The 17,605-nt window shown below is 39.4% G+C and carries 14 protein-coding genes; 6 read left to right on the forward strand and 8 right to left on the reverse strand.

Annotated elements, in window-relative coordinates; translation table 11 throughout:
• A complete protein-coding gene (locus Q4597_RS02040) occupies positions 1 to 1,554 on the forward strand; it encodes an aldehyde dehydrogenase family protein (RefSeq protein ID WP_303404566.1) in 1,554 nt (517 codons plus the stop codon).
• Between the two features lie 129 nt (positions 1,555 to 1,683).
• Here Q4597_RS02040 and Q4597_RS02045 read toward each other — a convergent pair whose 3' ends face one another.
• Positions 1,684 to 1,815: a hypothetical protein gene (locus tag Q4597_RS02045; protein ID WP_303404567.1), complete on the reverse strand. Its 132-nt coding sequence runs from the start codon at positions 1,813 to 1,815 to the stop codon at positions 1,684 to 1,686.
• A gap of 425 nt (positions 1,816 to 2,240) precedes the next feature.
• Here Q4597_RS02045 and Q4597_RS02050 point away from each other — a divergent pair, with 425 nt between their 5' ends.
• Positions 2,241 to 3,158, forward strand: a complete 918-nt coding sequence (locus Q4597_RS02050) for an OmpA family protein (protein WP_303404568.1) — start codon at positions 2,241 to 2,243, stop codon at positions 3,156 to 3,158.
• 23 nt (positions 3,159 to 3,181) lie between these two features.
• The gene (locus tag Q4597_RS02055) at positions 3,182 to 3,763 is read left to right on the forward strand and encodes a hypothetical protein (protein ID WP_303404569.1); all 582 of its coding nucleotides are present in this window, start codon (positions 3,182 to 3,184) and stop codon (positions 3,761 to 3,763) included.
• Positions 3,764 to 4,091: 328 nt separating this feature from the next.
• Here Q4597_RS02055 and Q4597_RS02060 read toward each other — a convergent pair whose 3' ends face one another.
• The 4 genes from Q4597_RS02060 to Q4597_RS02075 all read right to left on the reverse strand — a co-directional run bounded on the left by Q4597_RS02060 (position 4,092) and on the right by Q4597_RS02075 (position 8,153).
• Positions 4,092 to 5,090, reverse strand: coding sequence for an acyl-ACP desaturase (locus Q4597_RS02060; protein ID WP_215437225.1), 999 nt, complete (start codon positions 5,088 to 5,090; stop codon positions 4,092 to 4,094).
• A 62-nt stretch (positions 5,091 to 5,152) separates the two neighbouring features.
• Complete coding sequence (locus tag Q4597_RS02065; RefSeq protein ID WP_303404570.1) at positions 5,153 to 5,878, reverse strand: metallophosphoesterase; 726 nt, start codon at positions 5,876 to 5,878, stop codon at positions 5,153 to 5,155.
• Positions 5,875 to 6,960, reverse strand: coding sequence for a DNA helicase PriA (locus Q4597_RS02070; RefSeq protein WP_303404571.1), 1,086 nt, complete (start codon positions 6,958 to 6,960; stop codon positions 5,875 to 5,877). Before Q4597_RS02070 ends, Q4597_RS02065 begins: the two co-directional genes overlap by 4 nt.
• Before the next feature lie 53 nt (positions 6,961 to 7,013).
• Positions 7,014 to 8,153, reverse strand: a complete 1,140-nt coding sequence (locus Q4597_RS02075; protein ID WP_289060530.1) for an SPFH domain-containing protein — start codon at positions 8,151 to 8,153, stop codon at positions 7,014 to 7,016.
• A 287-nt stretch (positions 8,154 to 8,440) separates the two neighbouring features.
• On the opposite strand from Q4597_RS02075, the gene Q4597_RS02080 reads away from it, so the two are divergent.
• The 3 genes from Q4597_RS02080 (at position 8,441) to Q4597_RS02090 (ending at position 14,698) form a co-directional block, all read left to right on the forward strand.
• Positions 8,441 to 11,656, forward strand: a complete 3,216-nt coding sequence (locus tag Q4597_RS02080; RefSeq protein ID WP_215913613.1) for a TonB-dependent receptor — start codon at positions 8,441 to 8,443, stop codon at positions 11,654 to 11,656.
• A 19-nt stretch (positions 11,657 to 11,675) separates the two neighbouring features.
• A complete protein-coding gene (locus Q4597_RS02085; protein ID WP_303404572.1) occupies positions 11,676 to 13,478 on the forward strand; it encodes a RagB/SusD family nutrient uptake outer membrane protein in 1,803 nt (600 codons plus the stop codon).
• A gap of 272 nt (positions 13,479 to 13,750) precedes the next feature.
• On the forward strand, positions 13,751 to 14,698 hold the full coding sequence (locus tag Q4597_RS02090; protein ID WP_289060528.1) for a carbohydrate kinase: 948 nt from the start codon (positions 13,751 to 13,753) through the stop codon (positions 14,696 to 14,698).
• A 9-nt stretch (positions 14,699 to 14,707) separates the two neighbouring features.
• On the opposite strand, the gene Q4597_RS02095 is transcribed toward Q4597_RS02090, so the two are convergent.
• From Q4597_RS02095 to Q4597_RS02105, 3 genes are read right to left on the reverse strand one after another with little or no spacing between them, the layout of a single operon-like run.
• The gene (locus tag Q4597_RS02095; protein WP_289060527.1) at positions 14,708 to 15,844 is read right to left on the reverse strand and encodes an ATP-binding protein; all 1,137 of its coding nucleotides are present in this window, start codon (positions 15,842 to 15,844) and stop codon (positions 14,708 to 14,710) included.
• Positions 15,841 to 16,596: an SDR family NAD(P)-dependent oxidoreductase gene (locus Q4597_RS02100; RefSeq protein ID WP_303404573.1), complete on the reverse strand. Its 756-nt coding sequence runs from the start codon at positions 16,594 to 16,596 to the stop codon at positions 15,841 to 15,843. Before Q4597_RS02100 ends, Q4597_RS02095 begins: the two co-directional genes overlap by 4 nt.
• 11 nt (positions 16,597 to 16,607) lie before the next feature.
• Entirely contained in the window at positions 16,608 to 17,483 is an 876-nt protein-coding gene (locus Q4597_RS02105; protein WP_303404574.1) for an aldo/keto reductase family oxidoreductase, read from the reverse strand.
• Positions 17,484 to 17,605 lie beyond the last annotated feature (122 nt).

Consider the following 17,605-nt stretch of genomic DNA (forward strand, 5'->3'; position numbering starts at 1 on the left):
ATGTCAAAAATAGCATCGCAATTCGGTATAGATAAAGCCCTTAAAGAATTAGGTATTCAGGATATAAATAATGGAACCTCTACAGGATCTTCAAATTTTGGTTCGGGCGAAATTATTTCATCATACTCACCCGTTGATGGGGCGTTAATTGCGAAAGTAAATACGACTACAAAAGAAGATTATGAAAAGGTTATGGAAGCTGCCACGGCATCTTTCAAAACTTGGCGAACCAAGCCCGCACCGTTACGTGGTGAAATTGTTCGTCAATTTGGAGAAAAGTTACGTGAGAAAAAGGAAGCTCTAGGAAAGCTTGTATCTTATGAAATGGGCAAAAGCTATCAAGAGGGATTAGGCGAGGTCCAAGAAATGATAGATATCTGTGATTTTGCCGTTGGTCTCTCCAGACAATTGCACGGCCTTACAATGCACTCGGAAAGACCAGGGCACCGCATGTACGAACAATATCACTCTTTAGGCGTAGTGGGTATCATATCCGCATTTAACTTCCCTGTTGCCGTTTGGGCATGGAATACGGCCTTAGCTTGGATTTGTGGTGATGTATGTGTTTGGAAATCATCAGAAAAAACACCACTATGTGGTGTTGCCTGCCAAAACATTGCTGCTGAAGTTTTTAAAGCCAATAATTTACCCGAAGGCATCTCTTGCTTGATCAATGGCGATTATAAAGTTGGAGAAATGATGACCAATGATACCCGAATTCCTTTAGTATCTGCCACTGGCTCTACACGAATGGGAAAAAATGTAGCACAGACGGTAGCTGCCAGATTGGGCAAATCCTTGTTGGAACTTGGGGGTAACAACGCCATTATCGTAACACCGGATGCAGATATAAAAATGACGGTTATAGGCGCTGTTTTTGGTGCTGTTGGAACAGCTGGCCAACGTTGTACTTCCACACGAAGATTAATCATTCATGATAGCATTTATGATAAAGTTAAAACAGCTATCGTTGATGCCTACAAGCAACTAAGAATTGGCAATCCTTTGGACGAGAACAACCATGTAGGCCCATTAATAGATACGGATGCCGTGGCCTTGTACAACGCAGCACTTGAAAAAGTGGTAGACGAAGGTGGAAAAATTATTATTGAAGGTGGTGTACTGGAAGGTGACGGCTACGAAAGCGGTTGCTATGTAAAGCCGGCCATAGCGGAAGCAAAACCTGATTTTAAAATTGTACAGCACGAAACTTTTGCCCCAGTGCTTTACCTTTTAAGATATTCTGGATCTATAGAAAATGCTATAGAGACACAAAATGGTGTAGCACAAGGGTTGTCATCTGCTATAATGACCAATAACCTAAGAGAAGCGGAACATTTTCTATCCGTGGCGGGTAGTGATTGCGGTATTGCCAATGTAAACATAGGAACTTCAGGAGCAGAAATTGGCGGGGCTTTTGGCGGTGAAAAAGAAACTGGCGGTGGTCGCGAATCCGGTTCCGATGCTTGGAAAGTTTATATGAGAAGACAGACCAACACTATTAATTACACGACTGAGCTTCCCTTGGCCCAGGGAATAAAATTTGACCTTTAAGATTTAAGTGTTTTTTAAATGTGAAAACCCGCCGTTAATCATTTGCCCTTCCCCCGAATAGACAAACGAAAAATTAGCGGGTTTTTAAAACACTAACTCAAATAACTATTTAAAATTTTCTCTTGACCACTATATCTTATTTCGGTCATTTCTTAACGTGTCAATCTCTTGTACCTTCCAACTTCCATGCATGAGTGCTTGTAACCCCAAGACCACGAACATGCAAATAAAGGTTGCTGCCTTTACTACTTCATCTTTCATAACTAGTGTCATTTAGTGTCCCTGTTTCTTCGCCCTATAAATGTATCTATCTTAGGTCAACTCAAAAAATGATTATGTGTGAGCCTATGGAATACCCCTATAACTTGTTCGTTTTCTTGTATAATCGGTACTGCTTAAAAAAAATACCCTGAATCCAATAATCAGAAAACATTCATAGTATTGGATGGTAGATTCACTTTCTCCATCAACCTAATCAATTTACAAACCGCTTATTTACACTGATTTATACCCTTTCTAGTATTTTGAGATAAAACGACAAAAAGAGCATCAAATATGATAGAGTTTGTTACCAATATAATGCATATTGAAATTTTTGTAGTACTTTACCTATTAATTTAATAGATTTAGAAATAGTTCTATTTTTTTTAATACATTGTACACTAAACACTTATAACCCATTAACTATGAAAAACACCACTCTTTACCTACTTGGTATTATCATTACCATTATAGTAGGTACCTATTTCTATTTTTCGTGTTGCAGCTATTGCGGAGCAATCGCCTCACAAAAAGAAGAACCTGAAAAACAAGTGACTCCAGCTCCAGTTGCCCCAAAAGCAACTTCCTACCCCTTTGCTTTGAGCGATGGCGATTTTGCCTATTCTACGGAAGATAATTTCAATTTTAACACATCTTCGCCTAACTATTTGGAACCTGTTTCAGAAAATGTGAGAAACGGAATCTTACCTGGGCTTAAAAACTTTATGACCGATAATGACACTAAAATTTTGAACATTACCGGCTACTATACTAGTGACGAAAAAAATAACTCAGCTTTTCCAAATCTAGGTCTCGCCCGAGCAAATTCTGTAAAGAACTACTTTGTTTCACAAGAAATTCCATCTTCACAAATTAACACCAACGGCAAATTAATGGATGAAATGGTTGCGGACAATGATATCTACGGCGGACCTGTAGGCTACGTTATTGAAGAGGTCTCAGCAGATGCGGAAGACGAAATAAAAGCCCTGTATGATAAAATCACGGCCAACCCACTAATCCTGTATTTTGATACTGCCGAAGCCTCTATCAATCCATCGGAAGAGCAACGACAGAAAATAGCCGACATTACACACTATCTTGATAAGGTTGAAAATGCCAAGTGTCAGATTATTGGTTACACGGATAGTCAAGGTAGTCGTAAAACAAATATGAGACTTGGTCAAGATAGAGCGGATTTTACCAAAGCTTATCTTATGAAAAACGGGATTTTGGATAACAGGATACAAACCGACTCAAAAGGCCCAAAAGACCCAATTGCCAGCAACGACACTGAAGAGGGTAGGGCAAAAAACAGACGAACCGTAATTACTATTAAATAATCAACAACTAAAATTGAACTAAAATGGAATCAGGAAATATAAATATTTGGTGCTGGCTAATCCCTCTTCTTGTAGGTGTAATTTGTGGTATTCTAGGATATCTGATCGGCAAAGGAAATACCAAAGTAATAGACAATTCTGAAGAGCTAAAACGCTGCCATGATAAGAATGCGAAATTAAAGGCCGATCTTGAAGCGTGCAACCAAAAACTATTGACCATGCCGGACAAACCTGATGTTTCCTCTTCCTTGGGAGCAACGGCGGCAGCGGCCCCTGCTGCCATGGCGCCAAAACCCGTACTCGTTCCTTTTGATGCTGCAGCTGCAAAAGCCGCCATTGGCAAGACCGTTAAGGAAAACGATTTAAAGGTAGTTGAAGGAATAGGCCCCAAAATTGAAGGGCTATTTCAGGCCGAAGGCATTAAAACATGGAAAGCCTTATCCGAAACTTCAGTGGCCAGATGCCAAGAGGTTCTTAAAGGTGGCGGAGACCGTTATAAAATTCATGACCCCGCATCATGGCCTATGCAAGCCAAAATGTGCTATGAAGGCAAATGGGCGGAATTGGCCAGATGGCAAGACGAGCATGACCACGGAAAATTATAATCTCAATTTTTACTAGTATTTCAACCCTCCCTCAACGGAGGGTTTTTTTATTGGAAATAGGCCGTTCATCGGTAAAACTGTACTCATTATATTTTTCACAACACTATACACAACGTTTACAACAATAATTTATACAGTAGAGAAAACTGCCTTAGTTTTACAGTGTAATTAAGTGATAGTATTGACCCCAAATCTACTCTAGAACTTAACCGAAACAAGTAACAATCCCAAATTGGAACTTGACCTACAAAACAAAATATACCTACTTAAGCAAAAAAAATCCGGTTCAATAATGAACCGGATTTTTTTATCCCTAAAGAAGGCTTTGCTAAATCATACCATTAGCATCTACCCACTTAAACTTATACTGGTCTTCAGGAAATTTCATTCTTTCGGCTATACGCTCCAATCTTGCTGGTAATTTGATTAAATAGTCTCGGGCCTTTTCCGCTTCGTCAGAAAGACTTCTAACATTATCAAGCTCCCAATATGCATTTAACTTTCTAAGGATATCTACATAGTCTTGCGCCGTATATACCCCTAAACGTTGTGCGCAGTTAGAAAAGTTCTCGAACGCCGTACCTACCGTACCACCGGACTCCCGTAAAAAATGGGCCGGCATAACAATTTTCTTCTTCATCATATCCGCAAAAGCCAGCATCATACCTGATGGGTCTTCACCAAAAATGGTTTTCACGAATTCTCTATATGCTAAATGGTGGCGCATTTCATCTCCTGCAATAATGGTACACATCTTGCCCAAAAGTGCATTGCCCTTTTTCTTGGCCATTTGACCTACCCTTTTGTGAGAAATATTGGTAGCCAATTCTTGAAAAGATGTATAAACAAAGTTCTTATATGGATCTCTATCCGTACCAATATCAAAACCATCGGAAATTAAATGTTGTGTGGTAATCTCTATTTCGCGCATATTGACCCTTCCTGACAAGTACAAATACTTGTTAAGAACATCTCCATGACGATTTTCTTCGGCCGTCCAGGCCCTAACCCACTTAGACCAACCATTTTTCTTATTTGGCCCATGTTGGTCTATACCTTCAACATCCATAAGCCAAGACTCGTAAGTTGGTAGGGCTTCTTCCGTAATGGTATCTGCTACCATGGTTACCCAAAAGTCATAACCTAACTCTTTGGATTCACCCCTAAGTTCTTTAACTGCCTCTAAAAAACCGTCATTTTCTGAATCGGGCAAAAAATCACTCGGTTGCCAAATGTCCTCTGGCTTTATGAGAAAAGACTCCATAAATCCATCCACCTGCGGCTCAATGGCCTGCATTACCTCTAATCTTATGTTCTTTTCGGACATATTCCTGTTTTTTGTAAAGATCGTTAATTATCTAGTGAAATTATAAAAATTACCCAGCTATTTTAATTTCTACCCGGTTCGTTGGGATATAAGGTATGCAAAGGTTCACTTTGCCAAACTTCCTTGGTATCAACATCTAACATTGATAGTGCCCCTTTAAATGCCGCTCCGGTATCTACATTCCATATATTGGCCGCCTGTCTTGGTTCCGCAGGTCCAGTTTTGGAAATAGGTGTATGCCCAATAAAAACCTCCTTGTACTGCGCCAATCGTTTTGGGTAATGTGCATCTGTTTTTTCAAGATTAGGGTTCAATGATCTTGCCAACTCCCACAGCGTGCGGTCCCAATAAAAAGTCTGTTTAAAATACTCATGCTCAACCCCCTTTAAGTTAGTGAATCCGGCATGTAAAAACAACCTGTTCTTAGCATCCAAATAGTAATTTTCAAGGCTCTGGTAGAAAAGAATATGGCTTTTTTTGGTTGCTTTATCCGCCTTTCCATAAGAAGCCAATGTAGCCCCTCCTCCGTGCTGTAACCAAAGGGGGTTGTCCTTACCGTCCCTCAACCACTCCAGACAAAGCTCATCATGATTGCCCCGTATAAATGTGCAATTATGTGTATTACGCAAACCGATCAGAAAATTAACCGTATCAACGGCTTGGCTCCAACCATCTACATAATCGCCTAAAAAAATAAGTTTGTCCTTTGGGGTTACTTTTCCCCTCTCAAGTAATTGTTTCAACCCTTTTAAGCCAGAGTGAATATCACCTATTACCAATGTTCTCATTGTGCAAAAATCGTAATTATCGTAATTATGGCAAGGACAAAAAGTATCAAAAAGAATATTTTCCAAAAAGAGTAGGGTCTTGTGCCACTTAATTCCCCGGTTTGCCCGTTGATATAAAAATTATATTCTTTATTGTTATAGCGATAAGAGCTAATATAGACGGGGAGTAAAACGTGTTTAAACGTTTCGTTGGCCAGCTTTATATCTGCATGAGAAATTCTTTGAGTATCACCCCCAATATCTTTATGAATCCATGTATTGGCTATTTGTTTTGCTTTTTGAAAGGATGAGTGATGGCCTTCTTTTAAGGAAACGGTATATTTTTCCGTTACAAAGCCTGATAAATATTTTGAATTGAACGGCACCAATTCCTTTACATTCCAAAATGCAATCTTAGCGGGGATATCCCTTCTTTTCTTTTCCGATGCATTAATGAGTATATCATCAACAAAACCCTGTACTACACCCGATGCAGATGACCACCTTGTTTTTCTAACTTGACGGGTTTGCGTTCCATTTTTGGTCTTCACCCGCTGTGTTTCGTAATAATAATCACCTCTTTGCCCTTGGTACTTGGCATGTAGATCAGCATCAAAAGTCCAATATGGCAAATACAGGCCATGCAACCCTTCCGGATCAAGTGCGGCCCGTTTTAACTTATTGGGTGCAAACCAAATTTTACCCACCCAAGTCTTAAAGATAGATTTGGCCCTTTTTGCATCAATCTGAAAAGGAACAAGCGCACCGGGTACGATCCACCCCTCTTTTTCAATATCCTCAAGAATCAAAGGTTCACTACAATAGATACATTTAAGAGACTTGTAGTTTTCTTCAACATGTTGGTTGGCCCCGCAATTCTTACAATGTAAGACATCAATAGTTTCTGTATAGGCATTCTCGCCTACCACCTTAAGGTAGTGCTCTAGCTCTAGCTCTTCAAAACTGCTTTTGGCTCGTTCTATGAACTCCTCATACCCACAATATTCACATTTTAATTGATGTGAACCTGGTTTAAACTTCAATTCGGCACCACAATTGGCACATGGCTTTTTATGTTCCGATTGTTTTATTTCTTCTTCCATTAATCAGTTCCTCTATTTTGGAAAGATGGCATCCAACAGGAGACAAAAATCATTTAACTATTAGTTGGTAGCGGTGGAGGCGTATTCCCCCCTAAAAACGATTTTAATTCTTCCACCTCTTTTAGGGCTGTCCAGTTTTGCATGCCCTGCTTCCACACCAATGAATCTCTATTTATGGTCCTACTGGCAAAAAGCTCCTTTAATTTGTCAAAAGGAACAGGTCCGTTCTGCTGGCCGTTGGCGGCATAATAATATTGAACCTGAACCGGCATTGGCGGTGGAACCGAAGCGGATGGTGCCGGTCCTCCAAAAGGCTGCTGGGTAGCTTGCGGGTTCATCATATTGCCCATTTGTTGCGCAAGCACAAAACCCATTCCCATTCCCATGCCTGCCCCAGCGGTACCGCCCTCATTCTTGGCCGCTGCCTCCATTGCTTTGGCCGCTTTAAATTGTGAAAGCTTTACCATATCCAACTTATCCAGTCTGCTGTACTCAAAAATCTCCTTTTTAAGCTCTTCCGGCATTGACACGTTTTCAATATAGAAACGCTCCAATTCTATACCTACTCTTCCAAATTCCGGTTGCATTACCTCTTGGCAGGTTTCCGAAAGTTCAGTAGTATTAGCGGCATAAAGTTCTATGGGTAAATTGGCTTCCCCTACCGTATCCGTAAAACGGGTAACGATTAAACTTTTAAGATGTTCATTTACTTCGTAATTGGTAAAATTACCATCGGTTCCTACTACATCTACTACAAATTTACCTGGGTCACTGATCCTAAAACTATACGTTCCAAAAGCCCGTATTTCAACCAGACCGAAGCGTTCGTCACTTAACATTACCGGGTTCTTGGTGCCCCATTTTTCATCGGTAAACAAATGGGTGTTCACAAAATAAACCTCAGCTTTAAACGGACTATCAAAACCATATTTCCATCCTTTCAACGTGGTTAGAATGGGTAAGTTTTGCGTATTAAGTGTATATGTCCCGGGCTTAAAAACATCGGCCAATTGACCTTCATTAATAAAAACAGCGGTCTGCCCCTCCCGTACTATAAGTTTAGCGTTGTTCTTAATTTCATTTTGATAACGTTCAAAACGATGAACAATGGTGTCATTGGTATTGTCTAGCCACTCTATAATATCTATAAACTCGTGACTAAGCTTCTTTTTTATTTCGTTGAACAAATCCATTTCTCTAGTTATTAAAAATTTGTAATAAGGTAGTGGATTTCTTTAAAAGGGACAAAGAAGGGGTGGGCAATTTAACAGAGAGTTTGTAGGACTGGATTAGTTAATTAAGAGTTGTGTCGTCATTCAACCAACCTACCTAAGCCTAAATTGTCACAATGACAATTGAATTATGCAAATTTTTGCAAAGTCTGAAATTTTTTGCATAATTTTTTCATAAATCTTAGGATTTTAACTACGTTTATGACCTTGATACTCAATTAACCTTTCACAACAAAAAACTTCTCAACATGAAAAACAAAGAGGAACTACTATTCTCTGCGGTTAATTCTTTGGTCAGGGGACCAAAGAAAATATTAGCCACGGCCATTTGCCTACTAACACTTTTAAACGCAAATGCAGAAATTACAGAAAATGAAAATCCCCTACAACAACCAACCATTTCAGGAACCGTTTATGACGACTTAGGAGAACCTCTGCCTGGTGCTAGTATTGTCTTAAAAGGAACCACGGTAGGCACAACGTCTGATTTTGACGGTAACTTTACTTTACAAGCAGAAGGTGATCAACATATTTTGAGCATCTCTTACATTGGTTATAAAACCAAGGAAATAGATTTTACGGATAAAACTTCTGTAGAAGTAACAATGGAGACCGATGCGGCCGCCCTTGATGAAATTGTAGTAGTAGGTTACAGCAGCCAAAAAAGAGCTACGGTTACTGGGGCCATTAGCACGCTGAAAGGTGCTGAAATTGCCGAAGTACCTGCTGCGAATATTTCACAATCGCTTGCGGGCAGAATGGCCGGGGTAAGCATGCGACCTAATGGAGGTACACCCGGTAACGACAACCCTGACATCCATATTAGAGGTATTGTAACTACAGGAAACAATAAACCTTTGGTTGTAGTAGACGGTATTAGAAGAGATAACATTGGTCAAATTGACCCCAGCGTTATTGAGACTATAACTGTTCTAAAAGATGCCGCAGCCGTGGCACCATTTGGTATTGGTGGCTCTAACGGGGTAATATTAATAACCACGAAAAAAGGAAAATCGGGAAAGCCCGTTGTTAGCATTAACACTTCGTATGCTTTTCAAAAACCTACTTACCTTCCTGAAATGCTGAACGCACAAGACTATATGGCGCTGCAGAACGAAGGTTATTTTAACTTAAACCCTGATGGAACTACTCCTCCAAATGATCCGGATTTAATTGCTAATTACCCTTCCTTACATAAACAAGATCCTTACCGGTATCCCGATGCAAATTTTCCAGAAATATTCAAGAAAAATTCAGGTATTCAAATTACCAATGCTGAAATAAGCGGAGGAACAGAAAATATTCAATATCATGCCGGCTTAGGCTATTATGACCAAAGCGGTATTTTTGAACCATTAGGATACAAGAGATACTCGTACAATCTTAATATAGATGCAAATTTAAGCGCCAATACTAAAGTAGGTATGTCACTACTTGGCACAATTGAAAACACGGATGGAATTGATGCCGATGAAACACCAACTCACCTCATGCGGAGTTTTTACAAATTTGTCCCTACCCAAACCTTACTTTACCCGGAAGGAGACAAGTGGGGAGAATCTTCTGCGAACACTCCAGTTGGAGTGTTAAGATCAGATGGTTACAATAGAGAAGAAGATAATACTCTACTTAGTTCCGTATACCTAGAACAACAATTACCCTTTATAGAAGGGCTTAGTGTTAAGGGTGTTTTTAGTTTTGATAATGAACAAGGAAACGACAAACTTTGGCACGTTCCTTATAAATACCATAATATAGACCTAACACAACAACCTTACACATATACAGAAGCCATTTCTTTACAAGAAGGCAACGGCGCTCCATACACTTGGCTTCAGTTAAAAAATGAAAGACTAAAGAAGTTCACCTACCAAGGATATATAAATTATAATAGAACAATAGGTGATCATGCCATATCAGGATTGTTCGTAGCAGAAGCTAGAGAAACCAAAGGCGACTACTTTAACACAAGAAGGAACAATTTTGCCATTGAGATAGACGAGTTAAGTTTGGGTAGTTCAGACAAGTTGGATTATGATAATGAAGGATCTTCTAATACCGCTTCTGAGCTTGGTTATGTATACCGCTTAGGATATACGTATAAAAACAAGTATATTTTTGAGGCCTCAGGTAGGTATGACGGACACTATTCTTTTGCTCCCGGAAACAGATGGGGCTATTTTCCCGCCTTTTCCGGTGCATGGCGTATCTCAGAAGAGAAATTCATGCAAAACGTAAACAACGTAAACAACTTAAAGTTAAGAGGTTCTTGGGGTAAATCAGGAAACCTTCCTTATATTGATGACGAGCTTGCGGACTTTCAATACCTCGCCGGATATGATTTACGAGGGAATGCCTATGCCTATGGCAACGGTGTTTTAGTTCAGGGATCTAAAATTGAAAATGAACCAAACCCTAATATTACTTGGGAAATCTCCACAAAATTAGATATTGGTTTTGACCTTACCATGTACAATGGACTACTTAACGTAGAATTCGATTATTTTCATGAAGACCGAACAGGTATGCTTTTAACGCCTCAGGTGACTTTGCCTGTTGAATACGGCCTAGCCCTATCTCAAGAAAACAAAGGAGAAATGAACAATGACGGTTTTGAGTTTAGTATTGGAACGCAAAAACAATGGGATAATGGCCTGCAACTTTCCATAAATGCGAACATGAGCTATTCTGAAAACAATATGATAGAAGTTTTCCAAAGTGATGCCGAACGTGACAATCCTAACAGAACTAAAGTTGGAAGACCATTTGGCACTCCCTATGGCTATAAATCTTTAGGTTTATTTTCTACTGCGGACGACATTAATAACGATGGTATTATAAACGCAACAGACGGATATAATGTTGAGCAATTTGGAGACTTACACCCAGGAGATGTAAGGTATGCAGATTTGAGTGGCCCAGACGGTGTTCCTGATGGAAAAATAGATTCTAATGACCAAACCGTTATTGGAAAACCCGTTTACCCTTCTACAACGTACGGACTAAACTCTTCCGTAAGCTATAAAGGTTTTGACCTGTCTTTGTTCTTTCAAGGAACTGCAGGTTCTGACATAAATATTCAGACATTCTTGACTTCCCCATTTGCAAATAACGGAAGTAATACTTCCTACGAATACTTTAACAATAGATGGACTCCAGATAACCAAGGCGCCAGATACCCAAGAGCTACCCCATCTCCTTATTCCAATAACACCCAAGATTCGGATTTTTGGATTGTAGACACAAGCTACCTTCGTTTAAAAACGGCCTCTCTAGGGTATTCACTGCCTCAAACCATAACTGAAAAGCTGAATGTTTCCTCAATTGGTTTTACACTTACTGCTCAAAATCTATTTACCATAAGCAAGTTAGATTTTATTGACCCTGAACTGGGATATGATGATCGCGAAAATTCCTACCCAATAATGAAATCATTGGCATTCGGAATGAATATTTCCTTCTAATCAAAAACTTATAGAAATCATGAAATACTTATATAATATAAATTATTTTAAGGCAGCCTGTCTACTGCTTATAACACTATCTTTTTCGTGCGATTCCGAAGAATTTTTGGAAAACGAAAACAAGTCCAAACTTACGGATCAAACCCAATGGCAGACCGAAGGTAACGCCGATATCTTTGTCAATGATGTGTATAGTGAAATACCTCGCATATGTACCCTTGCCGAACAACTGGACTATTATACGGACGATTATAACATCAGTCACTATTACACAGCATCTAACTGGAGGCAAGGCATTTGCCAAGCTCCGGGCTCAAGTAATGATAGCCCATGGGGAGGAACTTATGGGCCTACCAACGGATATACATGGGAGAAATTTTTTGAAAAGGTCAGAAAAAGCAATACAGGGTTAAAAGAACTGGAAGCCAACAAAGAAAATTTTACACCAGAATATTACAATCAACGTATAGATGAGTTACGGTTTCTAAGAGCATATTTCTACAGCGAATTTTTTATGCATATAGGCGGTCTTCCAATTCTAACCGAACCATTGGACAGAAATACAATGACGGAAGAAGAACTACTCATCCCTAGAGCCACTTTTGAAGAAACCTTCAACTTTATAGTCAATGAGTTGGGTAGTATAGTTGATAATGGCCATTTGGAAATAAAATATAACAACGGAGATCCAAATGCCGGTAGAGCAACTTTAGGTGCCGCATTGGCTTTAAAAGGGTGGATTGAGCTATTTGGCGCCAGCCCCTTATTCAATAGTGGCTCTAGCTATTTACCGGATACAGAAAATTTTGTTCACTTTGCAACCGCAGACCCCAACAGATGGGCGACCGCCGCTGCCACCAATAAAAAATTCATAGATGAATACGGTGGTATTTACGATTTGTTCGATGACCTTCCCAATTTATGGAGAGCATCTAATGAATACAATTCAGAAGTAATTTGGGACAGACAAATCGTTGCGAACATTAGCGGCATGGGGTCCAATTATGAAAGGCGTGGGGGTCCCACCTATGTATTGGGCCAATATATGACTTGGGGAAACTACAACCCTACCCAGGAGATTGTAGACCAATTTGCCATGGCAAACGGAAAACCGATAACCGACCCCACTTCTGGGTATGATCCTCAAAACCCATATGAAAACAGGGAAAAAAGATTCTACGATTTCATTGTTTATGATGGTGCTCCTTACAAATTGGATTGGATGCCAGAAGAAGATATAATCTATACCCGTATTGATGAAACTGATATCAACCTTAACCAAATAGACCTTGCGGGTTCAAACGATGTGGGTGATTCAGGATACTATCAAAAAAAGCGTTTAAATCCTGATGCAGCACCCGGTAACGACGCCAGCGGTCAGAACGATCTTTTTTATAGATATGCGGAAATTCTACTGAATTATGCCGAGGCTCAAAACGAAGCCGTTGGTCCGGACCAAACTGTGTACGACGCTATAAATAAAATTAGGAACCGTTCTGATCTTCCTGATCTTCCCTCAGGGCTAAGCCAAGACGAAATGAGGGATGCCATACATACCGAACGCAGAGTTGAGCTTTGTTTTGAAAACAAACGCTATTATGACAACAAGCGCCTAATGCAACAAGAAGAAACAATGGGTGTTGCCAGGCATAACATGGTTATTAGAAACACAGTTCCTTCAGATAATTCAGGAGTTTGGACATACAGTGTTGAGCCAGAAGTAAAGTTTACACCTAAATTTGAACCTCGTCAATACATGAGCCCTATTCCACAGAATGTAATAGACCAAAACCCAAATATTTCCCAAAATCCCGGTTACTAATCTATTACACCAATAACAACTACAAAGCCACTTATTAAATTAAGTGGTTTTTTTTGTTTAGCACAAACATTTATATAATGGTCTTCCAAATAATTTATAACATAGAAACAAAATATTTAATTTTGATTTTGTTACCTTTCTTAAACAAGAGGAAGCGCCTCATGAAATTTACTAACTTTTTACTTAGAGAGTTAATTTAAGACTGAACCAGCATATTGTAAAGTGTAGTAATTGCATTTGTAAGCGCCAGTTTAATCAATCCATCGGAACCAATGAAAACCATATACTGCATAGGAGAGTTACTTATAGATTTTGTAGCCATAAAGCAAGGAAATGACCTTTCCAAAGCGAAAGAATTCACCAAAAAAGCTGGAGGTGCACCTGCGAACGTAGCCTGCGCCATTTCTAAACTAGGAGGTAAAGGTCAATTTATAGGTGCAGTGGGCAATGACCCTTTTGGAACATTCCTCTTGAATGTGCTCAAAGAAAACAGGGTTGACATTTCGCTCGCGCAACGCTCCAAAACCTTTACGACTATGGCTTTTGTTTCTTTAGCCGAAGATGGTGAACGCGACTTTGTTTTTAGCCGGGGCGCGGACAAAAAGCTAAAGTATGACTCCTCCTTAAAAAAGCAGCTAAAAGGTAATATTGCTCACTTTGGTGCGGCAACGGGGTTCTTAGGCGGTGGTCTTGAGGAATCCTATGACCGCTATTTATTTGATGCCATAACGCAAAATGCATTTATCAGTTTTGACCCTAATTTTAGGGAAGACCTTTGGAAAGGGGAAGAAGAAGCGTTTATCAAAAAATGTATGAGGTTCATTGAAAAATCCCATCTGTGTAAATTCAGTGAGGAAGAGGCTCAATTAATTTCAGGGGAGTCGGACTTGGAACGTGCCTGCAACGCTATACATGAAATAGGATGCCCTACCATATGTGTTACCTTGGGCGGAAAAGGCACTTTAGTAAGTTCAGTAGACAAAAAAACTACGGTAGAAAGCATAAGTGTGTCGCCTGTTGACACTACCGGGGCCGGCGATGCTTTTATTGGTTGTCTCTTATACCAAATTGCCAATATAGGGGACCCTCACCTTATCCTATCGGATTATGATCAACTGGTAGAGATGGTATCAATTGCCAACAGGGCCGGTGCAATTACTACAACAGGTTATGGTGCTATTCCTTCTTTACCTGATTATGACACCGTATTCAAGAATTAAACATTTTTTTTAATTATACCTAACCTTTCTTAAGATTCTAAGAGCCTCTTTTATACCAAGATAGACCTTAGGGTAATTTTTTTTCAATAATCTACGGGCCACCTCCATTTGCTCTTTGGCCTCTTCAAAACCGTTTAAATAACAGATGAGATAGCTATCTGGCAGATGTTTTAAATCTATTTTTTCAGAAGGTTTTAGCTCTATATTTTTCTGAATTTTACCCAGAAGGGCGTTATTGGCGTTCCAGATGTGGAATAGGTTTTTCTTATTGTACTTTGGAGGTTCAAAAATTAGGTCGCTTTCAATCTTATAAGTTCCATTATCAAAAAAATGGATCACCACTTTTTCCAATTGAAAATACCTCTGTTTGGCACCCAACCCAAGCTGAACATACTCTATCATAGTAAACGAGTCATCGTCATAGGCAATACTAATTTCATCTAATGCCGAATAAAAAAGTTTTACCTGCTCGTTGATCAATTCAATATCTACCCGAGAAAAATAGACGTTATTTTTGACCGTTTTCTTATTTCCCGCCCAACAGACTACAAATTGCTCTTTAAAAACTTTATAGTCACTATTCAGGTTTTTATGGCGGTTATTAATAAAATCTATCACCCCGTCTAGTGTCAATTCAATATTGTTCCTTGCATGCTGCTCTATGGTTGCAACCGTGCTAGAATTTATATCTTGGAGCACTACACCGTATGCTTTTGGCATACTAATACTCCCTTCACGAAAGAAAACCATTCCGCCGTAGTATTTCCAAATATTTTTGCGCAAGGCACACACCTTTCCGTTAGAACGTATGGTAACCAGACCTACAACTTTACCTTCTCGCAAATTTGGAAAAGGAATATTCTCATAGGAAATTAACGGTGGGTTATCCAGATAAGCATTTACCAGGTTCTGAATCTTACTATCATCAAAAAAATCTACCCCAACAATTTTATTATCCTCGTCCTCTACTCCAATAACTATAAACGAATTGTTTTTAGGGTTGCTGTTCGCCAAGGCACAAACATGTTTTAAGAATTTTGCCTTACCCTCTTTCTCCCCAATGGAGATAAAACGCTTCTTGTCATAAAAACTGTTCTCGTCATTATGAGCCAGCAGATTTTTTACAAGGAGGCGTTTATTGATCATAACGACCTGTTCAATATAGTAGCCGATGCTTGCGCAGTGGGCATTACAATTAAATCTGCAATATTTACGTGATAAGGTCTAGTAATTACAAAGTGAATAATTTCTGCAATATCCGCTGCTTTTAGTGGATCAAACCCATCGTAGACCGAATCTGCCTTAGCATCATCTCCTTTAAAGCGCACATTACTGAATTCCGTTTCTACGGCTCCCGGATTAACAACCCCAACCTTAATCCCGTATGGATTAAGATCCATTCTCATTCCCTTGGTGAGCGCATCTACAGCATGTTTACTTGCACAATACACATTGCCTTTAGGATACACTTCCTTACCCGCAGTTGACCCGATATTTATAATGTGACCAGACCTCTTATTTACCATTTGGGGAATGACAGCTTTGGAGACGTACAACAACCCCTTAACATTAATATCAAGCATAGCATCCCAGTCTTCAATATTTCCTTCATCAATAGGATCTAGACCATGCGCATTGCCCGCATTATTAATTAACACATCAATATTGGAAAATTTTTCCGGCAACGAAGCTATACGTTCAAGTACGGTATCTTTATTGCGTACGTCAAAATTAAGTGTTGCCACTTCACAGTTTTTACTCAACTCAAATTCAAGAGCATCCAAACGTTCCTGTCTTCTTCCACAAAGCACCAACTTAAACCCCTGAACGGCAAGAAGAATTGCCGTTGCACGGCCAATACCACTAGTGGCTCCTGTTATTAATACGGTCTTTTTCATAACATCTATTTTTAAGGAACTTCATAACCATTGGCGGCTTCCAAAAGAATAAACCAATCGGTTTTATCCATTTCAATCTTTGTTGCTTCTAAAGCTGCTGATAGTCTAGATTTGGTAGCTGTACCCACAACCGGGAATACGTTAGAAGGGTGCCTCATTACCCAGGCCAAAAGCAATTGGTCTTCTGTAGCCTCATACTTCTCCAACATAGGAATCATGGCCTTTTTTATCCGTTTAGAAACCTCATCATCTTTTCTAAAATAAGAACCCAAAGGACTGTAGGACATGGCCATTCTCTTATTGGCCAAAGCATCATCTAAGGTACCGTCATACATTACTTTGTTCTCTGTTAAGGAAAACTCTACTTGATTACCTTCTATAGGGATGACTGATTCTATGAGTGCAATTTGGGAAGGAAAGAAATTAGAAACCCCAAAACTTTTTACCTTACCTTGTTCCTTAAGTTTGGAAATTGCTTTGGCTATGGCCTCAGGATGCATTAACGGGCTAGGCCTGTGCACCAAAAGCATGTCTAAATATTCGGTATTTAGTTTTTTAAGTGATTGTTCTGCGGACCAAATGATGTATTCCGTATCGTAATTGTAATGTTTTACATGGTTTTTTCGGGCCTCTGCATCCAATTGAATACCACATTTAGAAATAAATTGCACCTTTTCTCGATCAATACCAGCCTCTTTGAATGCATTTCCAAAATCCTCTTCGGTAGTGTAACCCCCATATATATCGGCATGATCAAAGGTTGTTATCCCATTTTCAACGCAGTGTGTCATTACATCGATCATACTGGATTTAGAAAAACCTTTGCCCCAACTGCCCCAAGTCATAGTTCCTGCTATAACTTTGGAATAAAAATTGTTCTTTTGCATAGAGCGGTTAAATTAAAAAGAAATCCCTTAAAAACTTCATAAAAATAGGGCTTCTCTATTTTTTTTAACCAATCGTTAACAGCCTAGCAGCTAATTAATTTTCAATTTGCATGCCTGTTTAA

The sequence above is a fragment of the Zobellia sp. 1_MG-2023 genome, from assembly GCF_030549125.1.
Lineage (GTDB): Bacteria > Bacteroidota > Bacteroidia > Flavobacteriales > Flavobacteriaceae > Zobellia > Zobellia russellii.

Bases quoted from the DNA above. Each gene is read 5' to 3' on its own strand.
- Q4597_RS02040 (WP_303404566.1), top strand. From the start codon at position 1: ATGTCAAAAATAGCATCGCAATTCGGTATAGATAAAGCCCTTAAAGAA.
- Q4597_RS02045 (WP_303404567.1), bottom strand. From the start codon at position 1,815: ATGAAAGATGAAGTAGTAAAGGCAGCAACCTTTATTTGCATGTTCGTG.
- Q4597_RS02050 (WP_303404568.1), top strand. From the start codon at position 2,241: ATGAAAAACACCACTCTTTACCTACTTGGTATTATCATTACCATTATA.
- Q4597_RS02055 (WP_303404569.1), top strand. From the start codon at position 3,182: ATGGAATCAGGAAATATAAATATTTGGTGCTGGCTAATCCCTCTTCTT.
- Q4597_RS02060 (WP_215437225.1), bottom strand. From the start codon at position 5,090: ATGTCCGAAAAGAACATAAGATTAGAGGTAATGCAGGCCATTGAGCCG.
- Q4597_RS02065 (WP_303404570.1), bottom strand. From the start codon at position 5,878: ATGAGAACATTGGTAATAGGTGATATTCACTCTGGCTTAAAAGGGTTG.
- Q4597_RS02070 (WP_303404571.1), bottom strand. From the start codon at position 6,960: ATGGAAGAAGAAATAAAACAATCGGAACATAAAAAGCCATGTGCCAAT.
- Q4597_RS02075 (WP_289060530.1), bottom strand. From the start codon at position 8,153: ATGGATTTGTTCAACGAAATAAAAAAGAAGCTTAGTCACGAGTTTATA.
- Q4597_RS02080 (WP_215913613.1), top strand. From the start codon at position 8,441: ATGAAAAACAAAGAGGAACTACTATTCTCTGCGGTTAATTCTTTGGTC.
- Q4597_RS02085 (WP_303404572.1), top strand. From the start codon at position 11,676: ATGAAATACTTATATAATATAAATTATTTTAAGGCAGCCTGTCTACTG.
- Q4597_RS02090 (WP_289060528.1), top strand. From the start codon at position 13,751: ATGAAAACCATATACTGCATAGGAGAGTTACTTATAGATTTTGTAGCC.
- Q4597_RS02095 (WP_289060527.1), bottom strand. From the start codon at position 15,844: ATGATCAATAAACGCCTCCTTGTAAAAAATCTGCTGGCTCATAATGAC.
- Q4597_RS02100 (WP_303404573.1), bottom strand. From the start codon at position 16,596: ATGAAAAAGACCGTATTAATAACAGGAGCCACTAGTGGTATTGGCCGT.
- Q4597_RS02105 (WP_303404574.1), bottom strand. From the start codon at position 17,483: ATGCAAAAGAACAATTTTTATTCCAAAGTTATAGCAGGAACTATGACT.